Genomic DNA, 20129 nt, shown 5'->3' with positions numbered 1-20129 from the left:
GGATTTTTCTTTTTTCAACTAGTATTTTTTGATATAATGGTTTTATGTTATATTCCGAAAAAGAATCAATTTATCAAATGGTCAATGCTCAGCTCACTGCACTTTTAGAAGGTGAGACCAATGTGTTGGCTAATCTATCAAATGCCAGCGCTCTCTTAAAAATGAACTTTCCTCATACTGTCTTTGCAGGTTTCTATTTATATGACGGAAATGAGCTTATTTTAGGGCCTTTTCAAGGTGGAGTTTCATGTGTTAGAATCTCACTTGGGAAAGGCGTTTGTGGAGAGTCTGCGGCTAGTTGTCAAACGGTTATCGTTGGTGATGTGAAGACCTATCCCAACTATATTTCTTGTGATAGTAGTGCTCGTAGTGAGATTGTTCTTCCAATGGTAAAAAATGGACAGCTTCTTGGAGTATTAGATTTAGATTCATCTCATGTTGATGATTATGATGAAATTGATCAACGCTATTTAGAAGAATTTGTTACCATCTTGTTGGAAAAAACAGAATGGATATTTTCAATGTTTGAGGAGAAAGCATAATGTATCAGGCGCTTTATCGAAAATATAGAAGTCAAAATTTTTCACAGTTAGTGGGCCAGGATGTTATTGCTCGAACACTTAAACAGGCTGTGGAACAGGATAAGATTAGTCACGCCTACCTATTTTCAGGGCCTCGTGGAACTGGCAAAACCAGTGTAGCCAAAATATTTGCCAAGGCTATGAACTGCCCTAATCAAGTAGGGGGAGAACCTTGTAATAACTGTTATATCTGTCAAGCCGTCACAGAAGGAAGTTTGGAAGACGTTATCGAAATGGATGCTGCTTCTAATAATGGGGTTGATGAAATTCGTGATATCCGTGACAAATCAACTTATGCTCCAAGTATAGCTCAGTATAAGGTTTATATCATTGACGAGGTTCATATGCTATCAACAGGTGCCTTTAATGCCCTTTTGAAAACACTGGAAGAACCAACTCCAAATGTTGTATTTATTTTGGCAACGACTGAGCTCCATAAAATTCCTGCAACGATTTTGTCTCGTGTTCAACGATTTGAGTTTAAGTCTATTAAGACTCAGGATATTCGAGATCATATCTTCCAGATTTTGGAAAAAGAAGGGATTGATTACGAAACAGAGGCTGTTGAAATTATTGCTCGACGGGCTGAAGGTGGAATGCGGGATGCCCTATCAATTCTTGATCAGGCATTAAGTTTAACCCAGGAAGCTACTTTGACAACTGCAGTCTCAGAAGAAATTACAGGGACCATTAGTTTAAGTGCCTTGGATAATTACGTAGCTGCTTTAGCTCGAAAGGATGTACCGGGCGCCTTGGAAAATCTTGATCTGATTTTTGAGAATGGAAAGAGCATGACACGGTTTGTAGTGGATTTACTACAATACTTACGTGATATCTTAATTGTTCAAGCAGGTGGAGAGAATACTCACCATAGTGATGTATTTGAGAGAAATTTAGACCTTCCGCAGGATATCTTGTTTGAGATGATTAGTCTTGCTACTAAAAGTCTGGCTGATATTAAGGCTAGCTTACAGCCTAAGATTTATGCTGAAATGATGACCATTCGTTTAGCAGAAATTGATACCCAACCAGAATTTTCAGGTGAAGTGGCTGAGGAACTGTCTTCTCTTCGAGAAGAAGTTGCACGATTGAAACAAGCTTTTGCCAATGTTGGTTCAAATCCTAAACAAACTGCTTCTACACCAAGTCGTCCGACGAACAATAAGTCCATCTATCGTGTAGACCGAAATAAGGTACAGTCTATTCTTCAAGAAGCAGTAGAAAATCCAGACTTGGCCCGACAAAACTTAATCCGTCTTCAGAATGCTTGGGGAGAAGTCATTGAAAGCTTATCTGGTCCAGATAAGGCACTCTTGGCTGGTTCTAAACCAGTTGCTGCTAATGAACATCATGCGATTTTGGCTTTTGAATCGAATTTCAATGCTGGTCAAACCATGAAACGAGACAATCTTAACACCATGTTTGGCAATATTCTTAGTCAAGCAGCTGGTTTTTCTCCAGAAATTTTAGCTATTTCACAAGAAGAATGGCTAGAAGTTCGAGCAGACTTTTCTGCTAGGGCTAAATCATCTCAAGGACAAGCTTTCAAGGAAGATGTTGAGGAGTCAGTACTCCCTCAAGGTTTTGAATTTTTAGCAGATAAAGTGACTATAGCTGAAGATTAAAGGGAATTTGTGGTAGTAGACTATGAACAGACAACAATTTATTATCATGGCCTTCTTTACTGCTGCTGAGACTTATTTCTTTAATGAATCCATCATGGAGCAACGGTATATCGTGGCCTTGCTTTGGGCTATTTTGATCCTGAGAAATTTTCGCGTAAGTTATATCATGGGTAAAATTGTGAGAGCTATAGATGATTCTTTTCAAGGGAAGAAGTAGCTCCTAGCTTCTAGACAAAATCAAAGCCTTTTAGGCTTTTTTTTGTTATACTATTAAGGTATATTTATTGACATTTTACTGTGTTTTTCTAGGGATTTAAAAAGGTTAAATTTCAGGTAAATACAGTAAAAAGGATGAAAAGAAAGGAACAATCATGTCAGTATTAGAGATCAAAGATCTTCACGTTGAAATTGAAGGAAAAGAAATTTTAAAAGGAGTCAACCTGACTCTTAAAACAGGGGAAATTGCAGCTATCATGGGACCAAATGGTACCGGTAAGTCTACTCTTTCAGCTGCAATTATGGGAAACCCGAACTATGAAGTCACTAAAGGTGAAGTCTTGTTTGACGGTGTAAATATCCTTGAATTGGAAGTGGACGAGCGTGCGCGCATGGGACTTTTCCTTGCTATGCAATACCCATCAGAAATTCCTGGAATCACAAATGCTGAATTTCTTCGTGCAGCCATGAATGCTGGTAAAGAAGATGACGAAAAGATTTCAGTTCGCGAGTTCATCACTAAATTGGATGAAAAAATGGAATTGCTCAACATGAAAGAAGAAATGGCTGAGCGTTACCTTAACGAAGGATTCTCTGGTGGTGAGAAAAAACGTAATGAAATTCTACAACTCTTGATGTTGGAACCAACTTTTGCCCTTCTTGATGAGATTGACTCAGGTCTTGATATCGATGCTCTTAAAGTTGTTTCTAAAGGTGTCAATGCTATGCGTGGCGAAGGCTTTGGTGCAATGATCATTACTCACTATCAACGTCTCTTGAACTATATCACGCCAGATGTAGTACACGTGATGATGGAAGGTCGTGTTGTACTTTCTGGTGGTCCAGAATTGGCTGCACGTTTGGAACGTGAAGGATACGCAAAATTAGCTGAAGAACTTGGCTATGACTACAAGGAAGAATTGTAATTCGCTCGTATCTTTTAGGAGAAGTAAATGACTAAAGAAACTATTAAACTTTTTTCAGAAATGCATGCTGAACCAAGCTGGTTGGCTGACCTCCGTCAAAAAGCCTTTGATAAGATTGAGAGTTTAGAATTACCAGTTATTGAGCGTGTTAAATTTCACCGTTGGAATCTGGGTGATGGAACTATTACAGAAAGTGAACCGTCAGCAAATGTACCTGACTTCACTGATCTAGACAATCACTTGAAGTTGGTGCAAGTAGGAACCCAGACTGTTTTTGAACAAATTCCAGTTGAGTTGGCTGAACAAGGAGTGGTCTTTACAGACTTCCACTCAGCTTTAGAAGATATTCCAGAACTCGTAGAAGAATTTTTCATGTCATCAGTGAAATACGATGATGATAAGTTGGCAGCCTACCATACAGCATACTTTAACAGTGGTGCTGTTCTCTACATTCCAGATAACGTAGAAATCACAGAACCAATTGAAGGTATTTTCTACCAAGACAGCGATAGCGATGTGCCATTTAACAAGCATATCCTCATTATCGCTGGTAAGAACAGTAAGTTTAGCTACCTTGAGCGTCTGGAGTCACGTGGAGAAGGTAGTGCTAAGGCAACTGCCAATATCACAGTAGAAGTCATTGCACGTTCAGGCGCACAAGTGAAGTTTGCAGCGATCGACCGTCTTGGCGAAAATGTTACAGCCTACATTAGCCGCCGTGGTAAATTGGGCAACAATGCAAGTATTGACTGGGCTATCGGTGTCATGAATGAAGGAAATGTTGTTGCTGACTTTGATAGTGACTTGATTGGAAATGGTAGCCATGCAGACCTTAAGGTTGTAGCGCTTTCAAGTGGCCGTCAGGTTCAAGGGATTGATACTCGAGTGACTAACTATGGTTGCAACTCTATCGGTAATATCCTTCAACATGGGGTTATCCTTGAAAAAGCAACTTTGACCTTCAACGGTATCGGACACATCATCAAGGGTGCTAAGGGAGCAGATGCTCAACAAGAAAGCCGTGTTCTCATGCTTTCTGACCAGGCGCGTTCAGATGCTAACCCAATTCTTTTGATTGATGAAAATGATGTCACTGCAGGACACGCAGCTTCAATCGGTCAAGTAGACCCTGAAGACATGTACTACCTAATGAGTCGTGGTTTGGATCAAGCAACTGCAGAACGCTTGGTAGTACGTGGATTCCTTGGATCAGTTATTGTAGAAATTCCAGTCAAGGAAGTTCGTGATGAAATGATTGCGACGATCGAAGAAAAATTGTCAAAACGCTAAGGGGAAGCCTATGTTAGATGTAGAAGTGATTCGCAAGGATTTTCCAATTTTAGACCAGAACGTCAATGATGAGCCTTTGGTCTATCTGGACAATGCTGCGACGACACAAAAACCACTAGCAGTTCTGGAAGCCATAAATCACTACTATGAGCAGGATAATGCTAATGTTCACCGTGGGGTTCATACTTTGGCAGAGCGTGCGACTGCTTCCTACGAAGCTGCTCGTGAAACTATTCGTAAGTTCATCAACGCAGGTTCGACAAAGGGAGTACTCTTTACCAGAGGTACCACAACTAGTCTCAACTGGGTAGCGCGCTTCGCTGAGGAGGTCTTGACCGAGGGAGACCAGGTCTTGATTTCAATCATGGAACACCATTCCAATATTATCCCATGGCAGGAAGCTTGTCGCAAGACCGGTGCTGAGCTTGTCTATGTCTATCTCAAAGATGGCGCTCTGGATATGGATGATTTACGAGCTAAATTGACTGATAAGGTTAAGTTCGTTTCACTAGCCCATGCTTCCAACGTTCTTGGAGTGGTCAATCCTATCAAAGAAATAACGCAAATGGCTCATAAAGTTGGAGCTATTATGGTGGTAGATGGTGCTCAGTCTACACCTCATATGAAGATTGATGTTCAGGACTTGGATGTAGACTTCTTTGCCTTCTCAGGTCACAAGATGGCTGGTCCTACAGGTATCGGTGTTCTTTACGGTAAAGAAAAATATCTGGAACAAATGTCACCAGTTGAATTTGGTGGCGAGATGATTGATTTTGTTTATGAACAATCTGCAAGCTGGAAGGAATTGCCTTGGAAATTTGAGGCTGGAACTCCCAATATGGCAGGTGCGATTGGCCTTGCGGCTGCAGTCGATTACCTAGAAAACATTGGTATGGATGCCATTGAAGCTCATGAACAGGAATTGATTGCATATGTTTTTCCAAAATTGCAGGCAATTGAGGGATTGACCATTTACGGTTCGCAAGATTTGGCTCAACGTTCAGGTGTCATTGCCTTTAACCTAGGAGACCTTCACCCTCACGACCTTGCGACTGCATTGGATTATGAAGGAGTAGCGGTTCGTGCCGGTCACCATTGCGCTCAACCCTTGCTCCAGTATTTGGAAGTTCCAGCAACAGCTCGTGCAAGTTTTTATATCTATAATACCAAGGCGGATTGCGACAAGTTAGTCGATGCTTTACAAAAGACAAAGGAGTTTTTCAATGGCACTTTCTAAACTAGATAGTCTTTATATGGCAGTGGTAGCGGACCATTCGAAAAATCCCCATCATCAAGGGAAGTTAGATGATGCTGAACAAATCAGTCTCAATAATCCTACCTGTGGTGATGTCATCAATCTCTCTGTCAAGTTTAACGCTGAAGATCGCTTGGAAGATATCGCTTTTCTAAATTCAGGTTGTACTATTTCAACTGCCTCTGCCAGTATGATGACGGATGCAGTTCTAGGTAAGACAAAGCAAGAGATTTTAGAATTAGCAACTATTTTTTCAGAAATGGTTCAAGGTCAAAAAAATGATAGACAAGACAGTCTTGGAGATGCAGCTTTTTTATCTGGTGTAGCTAAATTCCCACAAAGAATTAAGTGTGCAACCTTAGCTTGGAACGCTCTCAAAAGAACAATTGAAAATCAAGAAAATAAATAAGAAACATAAAAACACATAATGAAAGAAAGGATATTATGGCTGAAGAAAGAGTAGAACCAAAACCAATCGATCTTGGTGAATATAAATTTGGTTTCCATGATGATGTAGAGCCTGTCCTATCGACAGGAAAAGGATTGAATGAAGATGTCATTCGTGAACTATCAGCTGCTAAGGGAGAGCCTGAGTGGATGTTAGAATTCCGTTTGAAATCTTATGAAACCTTCAAAAAAATGCCCATGCAAACATGGGGAGCAGACTTGTCAGAGATTGATTTTGATGACTTGATTTACTACCAAAAACCATCTGATAAACCAGCCCGTTCTTGGGATGAAGTTCCTGAAAAAATCAAAGAAACCTTTGAACGTATTGGGATTCCTGAAGCTGAGCGTGCTTATCTTGCTGGAGCTTCTGCCCAGTATGAGTCAGAAGTGGTTTACCATAACATGAAGGAAGAATTTGAGAAGTTAGGTATCATCTTTACAGATACAGATTCTGCCCTCAAGGAATACCCAGACTTGTTTAAACAATACTTTGCTAAGTTGGTACCGCCGACAGATAACAAGTTAGCTGCCCTCAACTCAGCAGTATGGTCAGGTGGAACCTTTATCTATGTACCAAAAGGAGTTAAAGTGGATATTCCACTTCAAACTTACTTCCGTATCAATAACGAAAATACTGGTCAGTTTGAACGTACCTTGATTATTGTTGATGAGGGGGCAAGCGTCCACTATGTAGAAGGATGTACAGCGCCAACTTATTCAAGTAACAGTCTGCATGCTGCTATTGTAGAAATCTTTGCTTTGGACGGAGCTTATATGCGTTATACGACTATCCAAAACTGGTCAGATAACGTCTATAACTTGGTAACAAAACGTGCCAAAGCTTTGAAAGATGCGACAGTTGAATGGATTGATGGGAACTTGGGCGCTAAAACAACTATGAAATACCCATCTGTTTACCTTGATGGAGAGGGTGCGCGTGGGACCATGCTTTCTATTGCCTTTGCTAATGCAGGGCAACATCAGGATACTGGTGCCAAGATGATCCACAACGCACCGCATACAAGCTCATCTATCGTGTCTAAATCCATCGCTAAAGGCGGAGGAAAGGTTGACTACCGTGGACAAGTGACCTTTAATAAGAACTCTAAGAAATCTGTTTCTCACATCGAGTGTGATACCATTATCATGGATGACTTGTCAGCATCAGATACCATTCCGTTTAATGAAATTCACAACTCGCAAGTTGCATTGGAGCACGAAGCTAAGGTTTCTAAGATTTCAGAAGAACAACTGTACTACCTCATGAGTCGTGGTTTGTCAGAATCTGAAGCTACTGAGATGATCGTTATGGGATTTGTAGAGCCCTTCACCAAAGAACTGCCAATGGAATATGCAGTTGAGCTTAACCGCTTGATTAGCTATGAAATGGAAGGATCAGTCGGATAAAACCCAAAAGGAGAAGCAAATGGGATTCTTAAAAAAATTATTTGGTAATATCGAAAAAGCAAATAAAGGCGAAATTTCTGCCGAGGAAATTGTTCCACCTTTTACAATTGATTTAGTAGAAGAAGCTGATGATTATTGGAGACAAATGGAAGAAAATCTTCTTATAAACGCTGTCAAGGCTGTTGGTGGTCCAGAGGCAGTGGAACGTGCTTTTGTTCTTACCAATTTTAAGAAAAATCAAGAAACCTTTGAGCTCTTTTATCAGGTGGATGGTCAATTACTTTCTTGGAGAGAGATGGATGCAAGTGTTGTCGATAAAATCAGCAATCAACTTCTACCACAAGCAGCTGAAGTAGCGTGTGCAGTAAATGAGAATTATGAAGAAGCAAATGTACCAGTAATCCAGTACGCTATGCTTCAGTTTGAAACTGCAACCATGGCTTGGTTTGGTCGGAAGATTACAATAACTTCTCCAGAAGCCAAATTAACTTTTGAAGAATTAGTATCTGGATGGCGCGCTATTTTGGAACAAGAAATTCCAAATCGTCCTTTAGATAGTGACCGTCCGTTCCCATACTACGAAGTCTAATAACTGTCGAATTTTAACTAGAAATAAAAACTGAGCAAATACTAATTTGTTCAGTTTTTCAATATACAATTTTATAAATATTCACAAAATCCATTATTTGTGGTAAAATAAAACAATAATTGTTAGTGGAGATCAATTATGAATATTTTTAGAACGAAAGACGTAAGTCTGGGAAAAACAGAGATGCATCGTCATCTGAAATTATGGGATTTAATTCTCTTGGGAATTGGAGCCATGGTGGGAACAGGTATCTTTACCATTACAGGAACAGCTGCAGCTACATTAGCAGGTCCAGCCCTTGTTGTTTCTATCGTTATCTCAGCTATCTGTGTTTCCTTATCGGCGCTCTTTTTTGCAGAATTTGCTTCTCGTGTTCCAGCAACTGGTGGCGCTTATAGTTATCTATATGCAATTTTGGGAGAATTTCCTGCTTGGATTGCCGGTTGGTTAACTATTATGGAATTTATGACAGCAGTCTCTGGTGTCGCTTCTGGATGGGCAGCCTATTTTAAAGGTTTGCTTAGTCATTATGGAATTTCCTTGCCACAAACCTTAAACGGGACATTTAACCAAGAAAATGGTACTTATATTGATCTTTTACCAATTTTAGTGATTATCCTTGTTACAGGTGTTGTTCTATTGAATTCGAAAACTGCTCTTCGTTTTAATTCGATTCTTGTTGTTTTAAAATTTTCTGCTCTTGCCTTATTTATCTTAGTTGGAATTTGGTATATTAAACCTGAGAACTGGTCCAATTTTGCTCCATTTGGTTTTGGTCAAATTTATGGTGGAAGCACAGGAATTATGGCTGGAGCTTCACTCATGTTCTTTGGATTCTTAGGTTTTGAGTCCATTTCTATGGCAGTTGATGAAATTCAACGACCGCAAAAGAACATCCCTCGTGGAATTGTCTTATCCTTGATGATCGTAACCATACTTTATGCCTTGGTAACCTTAGTTTTAACAGGTGTTGTCCACTATAGCAAGCTCAATGTCGATGATGCGGTTGCTTTTGCTCTTAGAAATATTGGTATAGGATGGGCAGCAAACTATGTTTCTATTGTTGCTATTTTTACCTTGATTACAGTATGTATTTCAATGACTTATGCCTTATCTCGCATGATTTATAGTTTGGCACGTGATGGACTCTTGCCTCAAAGTTTCAAACAAGTAACTAAGACAAGTCGAGTCCCTAAGAATGCTACTATTTTAACGGGAGTCGTTTCAGCGATTGCAGCAGGGATTTTTCCTCTATCTAGTATTGCAGCCTTTCTTAATATCTGTACTTTGGCTTATCTTATTTTATTAGCCTATGGGATTATCAAGCTAAGAAAAGATAAGGGAGAGCCTAAAGAGGGAGAATTTAAAACACCCCTGGTTCCCTTTCTACCAATCTTATCGATTCTTATTTGTCTATCCTTTATGCTACAATATACTATTGAAACATGGATAGCATTTGGTTTAGCCTTAATTATAGGAGTTATTATTTACTTTACTTATGGCTATAAACACTCAACTTTATCAAAAAGAAAATAAAAAAATCGCGATTACTCGCGATTTTTTTATAATTTTTCATTTACAAATCGAACGAAGCGATTCCACCATACTTTTAAGAAGAAGGCCTTTTCGACATTTTTATCAGAAACCATTTCGAAGCTTGGTTTGTCAGAGGTAATATAGCCTTGACCAACTAAGTCTTTATCTTCATAGGTTAGATGACCAACCACAGTACCTGCTTCAAGTGGAGCGGTATGTTCAGTAGTATCAGGCGTGTAGGTGACAGATGACTGAGCTCGACTTCCAAGGCGTTGAACAATTTTTATATCTTCTTTAGCAACTGCTGTAACGGTATCTTGTTTTCCATCTAGGACAGGAGATTTACTATCTTGGTAGCTTTCTCCTTGTTTTACAATTGTTTGGAGAGCAAAGTTTGATGAGATATAATCTAGAAGTGCAGAAGTTGCTGTGAAACGAGCATAAGGATTTGTATCTTGGTTATCAGCATTGAGGACAACTGTGATGATACGCATTCCTTTTTCTACAGTCGTACCGACAAAAGAAGCACCCGCTTTATCAGTTGTTCCAGTTTTAAGACCATCGACACCACCGCGGTAAGCAGGCATTCCTTCCAACATATAGTTAGTAGAAGTAATGGTCATTCCTCTGAAAGTAGAGGAAGGTTTCTTGGTAATTTCTAAGACCTGAGGGTACTTGAGGATAAGATTACGAGCGACGACAGCTACATCATAGGCGCTCAATTTATTTTCATCGTCTTTCTTAGAACCTGGATAGATATTGTTTCCAAGAGTTTCATTGTTGAGACCGGTTGTATTGACTAGGGTAGCATCTTGGATTCCCCATTCAAGAAGTTTGGCCTTCATCATATCTACAAAGTCTTTTTCAGATCCCGCAATCTTTTCGGACAAAGCGATAGCTGCACTATTGGCACTAGATACCAATGTTGCTTCTAGTAACTCTTCAACAGTATAGTTACGAGCTTCCATAGGAACGTTGCTTGCTTCGGAGTTGGTTGTGAGTTGGTAAGGATAATCTGAAATTTCAACTGGAGTAGAGAGGGTGATTTTTCCTTGCTCCAAAGCTTCGTAGACCAAGTAAACAGTTAGTAACTTACTAATAGAAGCAATTTCAACAGGTTGAGTCGCATCTTTTTCATATAAAATCTTACCAGTAGTCGCTTCAACAGCGATGGCATGTTTTGCGGCGACATCAAAATCCTGGGCAAAAGCAGTAGTAGCAGAACCAAATGAAATAAGTGTGATTAATGTTAAAAATAATTTCTTCATAGTAACTTTATTCTATCATAAAGACAAAAAATATTCTTATTTTTATGATGAAGGTTATCAATCTTTTTCGAATTATGGTAAAATAGGAAAAAGAGGAGGTGGCCTATGTTTCGAAGAAATAAATTATTCTTCTGGACAACTGAGATTTTATTAATAACCTTAATTTTCTACCTATGGAGGGAAATGGGGGCAATTATTACACCATTTGTAAGTGTCGTTAATACCATCATGATTCCCTTTTTATTAGGAGGATTTTTATACTATTTGACCAACCCAATTGTTATCTTTTTAGAGAAAGAGTGCAAAATTAACCGCATTATAGGAATTTTGTTGACCCTATTTGTTCTCTTTGGGTCACTTGTCATTGGTGTTGTCTATCTCTTACCGATTTTAATCAATCAGTTGAGTAGCTTGATTATATCTAGTCAAGGAATCTATGGTCGACTCCAAGATTTAGTAATAGAATTATCAAAATATCCTACTTTCCAAGAGCTTGATATTCAACAAACAATCCAGCAATTAAATCTTTCTTATGTTGATATTCTGCAAAATATCTTAAATAGCGTAACAAACAGTGTCGGTAGCGTTCTGTCAGCATTAGTAAGTACAGTTTTAATTATCATTATGACGCCAGTTTTCTTGGTATACTTCCTACTAGATGGGCATAAGTTCTTACCGATGTTAGAAAGAACTGTTTTAAAAAGAGATAGACTGAATATTTCTGGTTTATTAACAAACTTGAATGCGACTATTTCCCGTTACATTAGCGGTGTATCAATTGATGCATTCATAATCGGATGTCTGGCCTTTATCGGATATAGTGTCATTGGACTCAAGTATGCATTGGTCTTTGCTATTTTTTCTGGTTTGGCGAATTTGATACCTTATGTTGGTCCAAGTATCGGTTTGGTTCCAATGGTTATTTCAAATCTATTTACGGATCCACAAAAGATGATTATTGCTGTCATCTATATGTTGATTATCCAACAAGTGGATGGCAATATCCTCTATCCTCGAATTGTTGGTGGTGTTATGAAAGTTCATCCAATTACTATCCTGGTTCTGTTATTATTGTCAAGTAATATCTATGGTGTTATTGGTATGATTGTTGCCGTCCCAACTTATTCTATATTAAAAGAAATATCCAAATTCCTTGTACAACTTTACGAAAAACACAAAGAAGTACAAGAAGTTGAAAAAATGTAACGATATTAATAGAGAAACAGATTTAACTGTTTCTCTATTTTTTTATTAATAAATCAAGGACTTCGAATAAGTATAAGAATAATTCACAAAAACTTTGTAAAACACTTGCAATTTAGCTAAAATTTGATAAAATAGTAAGGAAAGTTAGACTGTATTGCCTACTGTCTATCTATAAAATATATTTTATTGGAGGCTTTTACTCAAATGGCAAAAGAAAAATACGATCGTAGTAAACCACACGTTAACATTGGTACTATCGGACACGTTGACCACGGTAAAACTACCCTAACTGCAGCTATCACAACTGTTTTGGCACGTCGCTTGCCTTCATCAGTTAACCAACCAAAAGACTATGCGTCTATCGATGCTGCTCCAGAAGAACGCGAACGCGGTATCACTATCAACACTGCGCACGTTGAGTACGAAACTGAAAAACGTCACTACGCTCACATCGACGCTCCAGGACACGCGGACTACGTTAAAAACATGATCACTGGTGCCGCTCAAATGGACGGAGCTATCCTTGTAGTAGCTTCAACTGACGGACCAATGCCACAAACTCGTGAGCACATCCTTCTTTCACGTCAGGTTGGTGTTAAACACCTTATCGTCTTCATGAACAAAGTTGACTTGGTTGACGACGAAGAATTGCTTGAATTGGTTGAAATGGAAATTCGTGACCTTCTTTCAGAATACGATTTCCCAGGTGACGATCTTCCAGTTATCCAAGGTTCAGCTCTTAAAGCCCTTGAAGGTGACACTAAATACGAAGATATCGTTATGGAATTGATGAACACAGTTGATGAGTACATCCCAGAACCAGAACGTGACACTGACAAACCATTGCTTCTTCCAGTCGAAGACGTATTCTCAATCACTGGACGTGGTACTGTTGCTTCAGGACGTATCGACCGTGGTGTCGTTCGTGTCAACGACGAAATCGAAATCGTTGGTATCAAAGAAGAAATCCAAAAAGCAGTTGTTACTGGTGTTGAAATGTTCCGTAAACAACTTGACGAAGGTCTTGCAGGAGACAACGTAGGTGTGCTTCTTCGTGGTATCCAACGTGATGAAATCGAACGTGGACAAGTTATCGCTAAACCAGGTTCAATCAACCCACACACTAAATTCAAAGGTGAAGTTTACATCCTTACAAAAGAAGAAGGTGGACGTCACACTCCATTCTTCAACAACTACCGCCCACAATTCTACTTCCGTACTACTGACGTTACAGGTTCAATCGAACTTCCAGCAGGTACTGAAATGGTAATGCCAGGTGATAACGTGACAATCGACGTTGAGTTGATCCACCCAATCGCCGTAGAACAAGGTACTACATTCTCTATCCGTGAGGGTGGACGTACTGTTGGTTCAGGTATGGTTACAGAAATCGAAGCTTAATTCGATTTAGTTCCCAGAAGAACAATTATTTAAGTCAGACACTAAAAGAATCTTGCTAAGCAAGGTTCTTTTTTTCTAGCTATACAAAGACAAAATAAGACAGTATGGTAGTTGATTACGAATATAGAAACTTAATTAAATAATTATCTACTTTATTAACGAATATATATCCTAGTTTTTCAGAATAAATTTTTATTAGGCTAAAAAGCTTTTCACAAATGCCTCTTTTTTTGATAAAATAGAAGGAAGAAAAAAAGAAATGAGTTCGTCATGTCAAAAGGATTTTTAGTCTCTTTAGAGGGGCCAGAGGGAGCTGGTAAAACAAGTGTACTTGAAGCTATCCTTCCTGTGTTAGAAGAAAAAAATTTTGGGGTCTTAACGACACGTGAACCCGGTGGCGTATTGATTGGTGAAAAGATTCGTGAAGTTATTCTAGACCCAAGTCATACTCAAATGGATGCCAAGACAGAGCTTTTACTTTATATAGCTAGTCGTCGACAACATTTAGTGGAAAAGGTTTTACCTGCCCTTGCAGCCGGTAAACTGGTCATCATGGATCGTTTTATTGATAGCTCGGTTGCTTATCAAGGCTTTGGTCGTGGTTTGGACATTGATGCTATTGAATGGCTCAACCAATATGCTACAGATGGGTTAAAGCCTGATTTGACACTTTATTTTGATATTGATGTTGAGAAAGGTCTTGAACGAATCGCAGCAAATAGTAATCGTGAAGTGAATCGTTTAGACTTGGAAGGTTTAGACTTGCATCGCAAAGTCCGTCAGGGATATCTCTCCCTTCTTGAAAAAGAAGGTGATCGCATTGTTAAGATTGATGCCAGCTTACCACTAGATCAAGTTGTTGAGAATACTAAGAAAGTCTTATTTGACAGAATGGGGCTGCAAGAATGAATCAAGAGCAATTAAAGGCTTGTCAACCACAACAATTTGAACGTTTTGTTCATATCTTAGAACAAAAACAGCTCAATCATGCCTATCTCTTTTCAGGCTTTTTTGGAAGTATGGAGATGGCTTTATTTCTGTCTAAGAGTTTGTTTTGTACTGAAAAACAGGATGTCTTACCCTGCGAGTCTTGTCGAAATTGTAAGTTGATTGACCAAGAAGAATTTCCTGATGTCACAATTATTCGTCCCATTAATCAGATTATAAAAACAGAAAGAATTAGAGAACTAGTTAGTCAGTTTTCTCAATCAGGGATTGAAAATCAACGTCAGGTTTTTATCATTGAACAAGCTGAAAAAATGCATGTTAATGCTGCTAATTCACTTCTAAAGGTTATCGAAGAACCTCAAAGTGAAATCTATATTTTCTTCTTAACCAATGATCAAGAACAAATTTTGCCAACCATTCGAAGTCGGACACAGATTTTCCAATTCAAGAAACAAGTGGCAAATCTTATGGTTGAATTCGAAAAAGCAGGATTGGTCAAAAATAAAGCAAGACTCTTAGCTGAGTTCAGTCAATCGCAAGCAGAAGCCGAAAAACTAATAAATCAAACAAGTTTTTGGACTTTGGTAGAAGAAAGTGAGCGTTTCTTTGCATGGTTAGAAACTGGGAAAAAGGAAGCGTATTTGCAGGTGGCAAAATTAGCTAGTTTAGCAGACGACAAAGAAAAGCAAGACCAGGTATTTAGAATTCTAGAAGTAATCGCGGGACAAGAGATTCTAAAAAATTCAGCTCGTAGAATCTTGCAAAACCTTCTCGAAGCTAGAAGAATGTGGAAGGCAAATGTGTCTTTCCAAAATGCTTTGGAATACCTCGTTTTACAATAATATGAAGATGAAAACAGAATAAAGAAAGGGCTGTCTATGAACAAAAAAGAATTATTTGATGCTTTAGATGATTTTTCTCAACAGTTGTTGGCAACCTTGGCAGATGTCGAAGCCATCAAAAAAAATCTCAAGAGTGTAGTAGAAGAGAATACAGCTCTTCGCTTGGAAAATGATAAATTGAGAGAGCGCTTGGGCGAGGAGGAAGATTCTACGCCTGCAAAGACCAAGCATGTTCGAGAAAATGTTCGTCGAATCTATGAAGATGGCTTTCATGTGTGTCGTGATTTTTATGGACAGCGTCGTGAACAAGATGCGGAATGTATGTTTTGTGATGAGTTGTTGTTTAGGGAGTAAGCATGCAAATTCAAAAAAGTTTTAAAGGTCAGTCACCTTATGGTAAACTATATCTTGTTGCAACGCCAATTGGAAATCTTGAGGATATGACCTTTCGTGCCATTCAGACCTTGAAAGAAGTGGACTGGGTTGCTGCCGAGGATACACGAAATACTGGGCTTTTACTCAAGCATTTTGATATTCCGACCAAACAAATCAGTTTTCATGAGCACAACGCCAAGGAAAAGATTCCTGATTTGATTCGACTTTTAAAAGACGGTCAAAGTATTGCTCAAGTTTCCGATGCAGGACTTCCTAGCATTTCAGATCCAGGTCACGATTTGGTTAAGGCGGCAATTGAAGAGGATATCGCAGTTATCACAGTTCCAGGGGCTAGTGCAGGAATTTCTGCCTTGATTGCCAGTGGCTTAGCACCCCAACCGCATATTTTTTATGGTTTCTTACCAAGAAAATCAGGTCAACAAAAGCAATTTTTTGAATCGAAAAAAGATTATCCAGAGACTCAAATTTTCTATGAATCTCCACATCGCGTGGCCGATACGCTGGAGAATATGCTAGAAGTTTATGGTGACCGTCCAGTAGTTCTGGTTCGCGAATTGACCAAGATTTATGAAGAATACCAACGAGGTCAGATTACAGAGCTACTAGAAAGTATTTCTAAAACACCACTTAAGGGCGAGTGTCTTCTGATTGTAGAGGGTGCTAGTCAAGTAGTAGAAGATAAGGATGAAGAGGATTTATTCTCTGAGATACAAGAGCGCATCCAACAAGGTGTTAAGAAAAATCAAGCCATTAAGGAAGTCGCTAAAATTTATCAGTGGAACAAAAGCCAACTCTACGCTGCCTACCATGAGTGGGAAGAGAAACAAGCTAACAACTAAACAGGGAAGTTTGTCTTCTTCCTGAAGTGAATCTAACAATCATAAGTATTTTACTACGAATGCTTAATTGGAGGGGTAATGAAAAGCAAAGTGTTGAAGAAAGTAATTGGCCTACTGTTGCCTATTCTCACATTATTTATATTGTCAGCATGTAACAACAGAGTCGATCGTGATTTAGCTAAAACAGCTATTTCAAACATTCGTTCCGTAGTAGAAGCTGCAGGGTTAGAAGCAGAAGGATACTCGACTGCTGGTACTTTTGGATACTATGGTTTTCCATTTTACATAAAAGGAAATAAGAAATTTGTTGATGTTTATGTAGATTTTGAAAAAGATTATGTTGAGAAAACTCCAGTCCTTAAATACAATCCGAAGCTTAAAGAAGTTGAAAAGAAAATTTTCTTTGGTTTTTCCAAAAAAACAGTTTACCGTTTAGAAATGGAGTATGTTTCTGAAGATAAGAACTATGACCGACTTAAAGAAGCTTACAATACGATACTTCAAAGTGCTAGTTTGACTTCAACATATTTAAAGGATAATCAGCTTAGGAAGCTTTATATTAAAAAATCAGTTGAATTGGACTCCTTTGAATCCTATTATTCTTTGGAACCGAAAGAAGAATATAGTGGCAACCCCAAAACCCGTCTTGAAGAGAGAGAGAAAAGAGAAGCAATTTTGAAGACGGATGTAGAAGAACTCACTCCCTTAATTGAGGACCTAGACCCAAGTAGAGTCAACAATCTTGATGAAGAGACGCTTGTTCGCAATCGAGATTTACTGTTAAAAAGGGTTGCAGACAATCGTTCGACCTTTAGTATTGACATAGATATTGACATAGAGCAGGTACGAAGACAAAACCTTCAATTAGCTAATGAGGATATTGACAATTGGACTGATTCTGATTTTCAATATTTACTTGCTCAAATAGTTGAAATTGAAAACTTGCCTAGAAATACAGAAGTAGGTTTTGGCATAACTTACAAAGACAAAAGTAATCGGTATGCTTTTAAATCTTTCAGTTTCCATAAACAATAATTTTTGAAAGACATTCAGGAATTCTCCTGTCTGTCTTTTTACTTAGCTTTTTGGTATAATGGACCAAGTATTAATTTAGAAAGATTTGTGGGTGTCAAACAGTCCGGTGATTTTTGAAATGGATTTAAGTTTGCACCCAAAGAGGTATTAGTGTCATGTCTCAATCTTATATCAATGTTATCGGTGCTGGATTGGCGGGTTCTGAAGCAGCCTACCAAATCGCAGAGCGTGGTATTCCTGTTAAACTTTATGAAATGCGTGGTGTCAAGTCAACACCTCAACATAAAACAGACAATTTTGCAGAGTTGGTTTGTTCTAACTCATTGCGTGGGGATGCACTTACAAATGCTGTTGGCCTCCTCAAGGAAGAAATGCGTCGTCTAGGCTCTCTTATCTTGGAATCAGCAGAAGCAACGCGTGTTCCTGCTGGTGGTGCTCTCGCGGTTGATCGTGATGGTTTTTCTCGAATGGTTACTGAAAAGATTGCCAATCATCCTTTGATTGAGGTCGTTCGTGACGAAATTACAGAATTGCCAACAGATGCTATTACAGTTGTAGCAACTGGTCCTTTGACTAGTGATGCTCTTGCTGAGAAAATTCATGCACTTAATGGAGGAGATGGTTTTTATTTCTACGATGCTGCAGCGCCCATTGTGGATGTCAATACAATCGATATGAACAAGGTTTATCTCAAATCTCGATATGATAAGGGAGAAGCAGCTTATCTCAATGCTCCAATGACCAAACAAGAGTTTATGGATTTTCATGAAGCCTTGGTTAATGCAGAAGAAGCACCTCTTAACTCTTTTGAAAAAGAAAAGTACTTTGAAGGTTGTATGCCAATTGAAGTCATGGCCAAACGTGGCATTAAAACTATGCTCTATGGTCCTATGAAACCAGTTGGACTAGAATATCCAGAAGATTACAAGGGACCTCGTGATGGAGACTTTAAAACTCCTTATGCAGTCGTTCAGCTTCGTCAGGACAATGCAGCAGGTAGTCTCTACAATATCGTGGGATTCCAGACTCACCTCAAATGGGGAGAGCAGAAGCGTGTCTTCCAAATGATTCCAGGTCTTGAAAACGCCGAGTTTGTCCGTTATGGCGTTATGCACCGCAATTCCTATATGGACTCTCCAAATCTCCTTGAGCAGACTTATCGTTCGAAGAAACAACCAAATCTTTTCTTTGCTGGGCAAATGACAGGTGTAGAAGGATATGTTGAATCAGCAGCATCAGGGTTAGTAGCAGGTATAAACGCAGCTCGTCTTTTCAAGGGAGAAAGCGAAGCTATTTTCCCAGAGACTACAGCTATTGGTAGTTTAGCTCATTATATTACGCATGCTGATAGCAAACACTTCCAACCTATGAATGTCAACTTCGGCATTATCAAAGAATTAGAAGGTGAACGAATCCGTGATAAGAAGACTCGTTATGAAAAAATCGCAGAGCGTGCATTGTCTGATTTAGAGGAATTTTTATCTGTCTAATTTTTTTGAAAGAATTGCTCATGATACTATAAAAATCTTTGAAATTGTGATAAAATAGGTAGGATAAAAAAAGGAGAGAGAAAATGGTAGAACCTAAGTATAAACGTATCTTAATCAAGCTATCTGGTGAAGCCCTTGCTGGCGAACGTGGTGTCGGGATTGATATCAAAACTGTCCAAAGTATGGCCCAAGAAATCAAGGAAGTTCACGAACTAGGAATTGAAATTGCCTTGGTTATCGGAGGTGGAAACCTTTGGCGTGGTGAACCTGCAGCAGAAGCTGGTATGGATCGTGTTCAAGCGGATTACACTGGAATGCTTGGGACAGTCATGAATGCTCTTGTGATGGCAGATTCATTGCAACAAGTAGGGGTTGATACTCGCGTACAAACAGCTATTGCCATGCAACAAGTAGCGGAGCCTTATATTCGTGGACGTGCCCTTCGCCACCTCGAAAAAGATCGTATCGTTATCTTTGGTGCAGGAATCGGTTCACCATATTTCTCAACGGATACTACAGCAGCTCTTCGTGCAGCTGAAATTGAAGCAGACGCTATTTTGATGGCTAAGAATGGTGTAGACGGTGTCTACAATGCTGATCCTAAGAAAGATAAAACTGCTGTTAAATTTGAAGAGTTGACTCACCGTGATGTTATCAATAAGGGCCTTGGTATCATGGATTCAACAGCTTCAACTCTATCAATGGATAACGACATCGACTTGGTAGTCTTTAATATGAACCAACCTGGTAATATCAAACGTGTTGTATTTGGTGAAAATATCGGTACAACAGTTTCAAACAATATCGAAGAAAAGGAATAGGAAAAATT

20 protein-coding genes are annotated in these 20129 nt (G+C 39.0%); 19 read left to right on the top strand and 1 reads right to left on the bottom strand.

Annotated features, from left to right (window positions below):
- The first annotated feature begins 44 nt into the window (after positions 1-44).
- From GOM46_RS05190 to GOM46_RS05145, 10 genes are all read left to right on the top strand, one after another.
- Positions 45-542 carry a GAF domain-containing protein gene (locus GOM46_RS05190; RefSeq protein ID WP_006151250.1) on the top strand — a complete coding sequence of 166 codons (498 nt, stop codon included), beginning with the start codon at positions 45-47 and terminating at the stop codon, positions 540-542.
- Positions 542-2206 carry a DNA polymerase III subunit gamma/tau gene (gene dnaX / locus GOM46_RS05185; protein ID WP_235083308.1) on the top strand — a complete coding sequence of 555 codons (1665 nt, stop codon included), beginning with the start codon at positions 542-544 and terminating at the stop codon, positions 2204-2206. Before GOM46_RS05190 ends, dnaX begins: the two co-directional genes overlap by 1 nt.
- 22 nt (positions 2207-2228) lie before the next feature.
- A complete protein-coding gene (locus GOM46_RS05180; protein WP_006151263.1) occupies positions 2229-2423 on the top strand; it encodes a DUF3272 family protein in 195 nt (64 codons plus the stop codon).
- Between the two features lie 154 nt (positions 2424-2577).
- A complete protein-coding gene (gene sufC / locus GOM46_RS05175) occupies positions 2578-3348 on the top strand; it encodes a Fe-S cluster assembly ATPase SufC (protein WP_000114489.1) in 771 nt (256 codons plus the stop codon).
- Between the two features lie 27 nt (positions 3349-3375).
- Entirely contained in the window at positions 3376-4638 is a 1263-nt protein-coding gene (sufD, locus tag GOM46_RS05170) for a Fe-S cluster assembly protein SufD (RefSeq protein ID WP_006151281.1), read from the top strand.
- Positions 4639-4648: 10 nt separating this feature from the next.
- Positions 4649-5875 (top strand): cysteine desulfurase, encoded by a 1227-nt coding sequence (locus GOM46_RS05165; RefSeq protein WP_006151186.1) that lies wholly within the window; start codon positions 4649-4651, stop codon positions 5873-5875.
- Positions 5862-6302, top strand: coding sequence for a Fe-S cluster assembly sulfur transfer protein SufU (gene sufU / locus GOM46_RS05160; protein WP_006151184.1), 441 nt, complete (start codon positions 5862-5864; stop codon positions 6300-6302). The genes GOM46_RS05165 and sufU overlap by 14 nt, the downstream gene beginning before the upstream one ends.
- A gap of 35 nt (positions 6303-6337) precedes the next feature.
- Complete coding sequence (sufB, locus tag GOM46_RS05155) at positions 6338-7750, top strand: Fe-S cluster assembly protein SufB (protein ID WP_006151262.1); 1413 nt, start codon at positions 6338-6340, stop codon at positions 7748-7750.
- A gap of 19 nt (positions 7751-7769) precedes the next feature.
- The gene (locus GOM46_RS05150) at positions 7770-8339 is read left to right on the top strand and encodes a hypothetical protein (protein ID WP_006151203.1); all 570 of its coding nucleotides are present in this window, start codon (positions 7770-7772) and stop codon (positions 8337-8339) included.
- A 138-nt stretch (positions 8340-8477) separates the two neighbouring features.
- Positions 8478-9875 (top strand): APC family permease, encoded by a 1398-nt coding sequence (locus GOM46_RS05145; RefSeq protein WP_235083307.1) that lies wholly within the window; start codon positions 8478-8480, stop codon positions 9873-9875.
- Between the two features lie 26 nt (positions 9876-9901).
- Here GOM46_RS05145 and pbp3 read toward each other — a convergent pair whose 3' ends face one another.
- On the bottom strand, positions 9902-11143 hold the full coding sequence (gene pbp3, locus GOM46_RS05140; RefSeq protein ID WP_006150945.1) for a D-alanyl-D-alanine carboxypeptidase PBP3: 1242 nt from the start codon (positions 11141-11143) through the stop codon (positions 9902-9904).
- 105 nt (positions 11144-11248) lie between these two features.
- Here pbp3 and GOM46_RS05135 point away from each other — a divergent pair, with 105 nt between their 5' ends.
- From GOM46_RS05135 to pyrH, 9 genes are all read left to right on the top strand, one after another.
- On the top strand, positions 11249-12349 hold the full coding sequence (locus GOM46_RS05135) for an AI-2E family transporter (RefSeq protein WP_006150933.1): 1101 nt from the start codon (positions 11249-11251) through the stop codon (positions 12347-12349).
- 204 nt (positions 12350-12553) lie between these two features.
- On the top strand, positions 12554-13750 hold the full coding sequence (gene tuf / locus GOM46_RS05130) for an elongation factor Tu (protein ID WP_006150925.1): 1197 nt from the start codon (positions 12554-12556) through the stop codon (positions 13748-13750).
- Positions 13751-14020: 270 nt separating this feature from the next.
- A complete protein-coding gene (gene tmk / locus GOM46_RS05125; protein WP_006150939.1) occupies positions 14021-14659 on the top strand; it encodes a dTMP kinase in 639 nt (212 codons plus the stop codon).
- Positions 14656-15540: a DNA polymerase III subunit delta' gene (locus tag GOM46_RS05120; protein ID WP_006150936.1), complete on the top strand. Its 885-nt coding sequence runs from the start codon at positions 14656-14658 to the stop codon at positions 15538-15540. Before tmk ends, GOM46_RS05120 begins: the two co-directional genes overlap by 4 nt.
- A 36-nt stretch (positions 15541-15576) precedes the next feature.
- The gene (gene yabA / locus GOM46_RS05115; RefSeq protein ID WP_006150928.1) at positions 15577-15894 is read left to right on the top strand and encodes a DNA replication initiation control protein YabA; all 318 of its coding nucleotides are present in this window, start codon (positions 15577-15579) and stop codon (positions 15892-15894) included.
- Positions 15895-15896: 2 nt separating this feature from the next.
- Positions 15897-16775: a 16S rRNA (cytidine(1402)-2'-O)-methyltransferase gene (rsmI, locus tag GOM46_RS05110; RefSeq protein WP_006150929.1), complete on the top strand. Its 879-nt coding sequence runs from the start codon at positions 15897-15899 to the stop codon at positions 16773-16775.
- A 78-nt stretch (positions 16776-16853) separates the two neighbouring features.
- Positions 16854-17810: a hypothetical protein gene (locus GOM46_RS05105; protein ID WP_235083306.1), complete on the top strand. Its 957-nt coding sequence runs from the start codon at positions 16854-16856 to the stop codon at positions 17808-17810.
- Between the two features lie 155 nt (positions 17811-17965).
- Positions 17966-19300 carry a methylenetetrahydrofolate--tRNA-(uracil(54)-C(5))-methyltransferase (FADH(2)-oxidizing) TrmFO gene (gene trmFO, locus GOM46_RS05100; protein WP_006150926.1) on the top strand — a complete coding sequence of 445 codons (1335 nt, stop codon included), beginning with the start codon at positions 17966-17968 and terminating at the stop codon, positions 19298-19300.
- Positions 19301-19383: 83 nt separating this feature from the next.
- Positions 19384-20121, top strand: a complete 738-nt coding sequence (gene pyrH, locus GOM46_RS05095) for a UMP kinase (protein ID WP_006150940.1) — start codon at positions 19384-19386, stop codon at positions 20119-20121.
- The last annotated feature ends 8 nt before the right edge of the window (positions 20122-20129 follow it).

This window comes from Streptococcus infantis (genome assembly GCF_021497965.1).
Classification (GTDB): Bacteria; Bacillota; Bacilli; order Lactobacillales; family Streptococcaceae; genus Streptococcus; species Streptococcus infantis_B.
The sequence above is the reverse complement of the archived record's forward strand: the minus strand, read 5'-3'. Positions and strand labels throughout refer to the sequence as shown.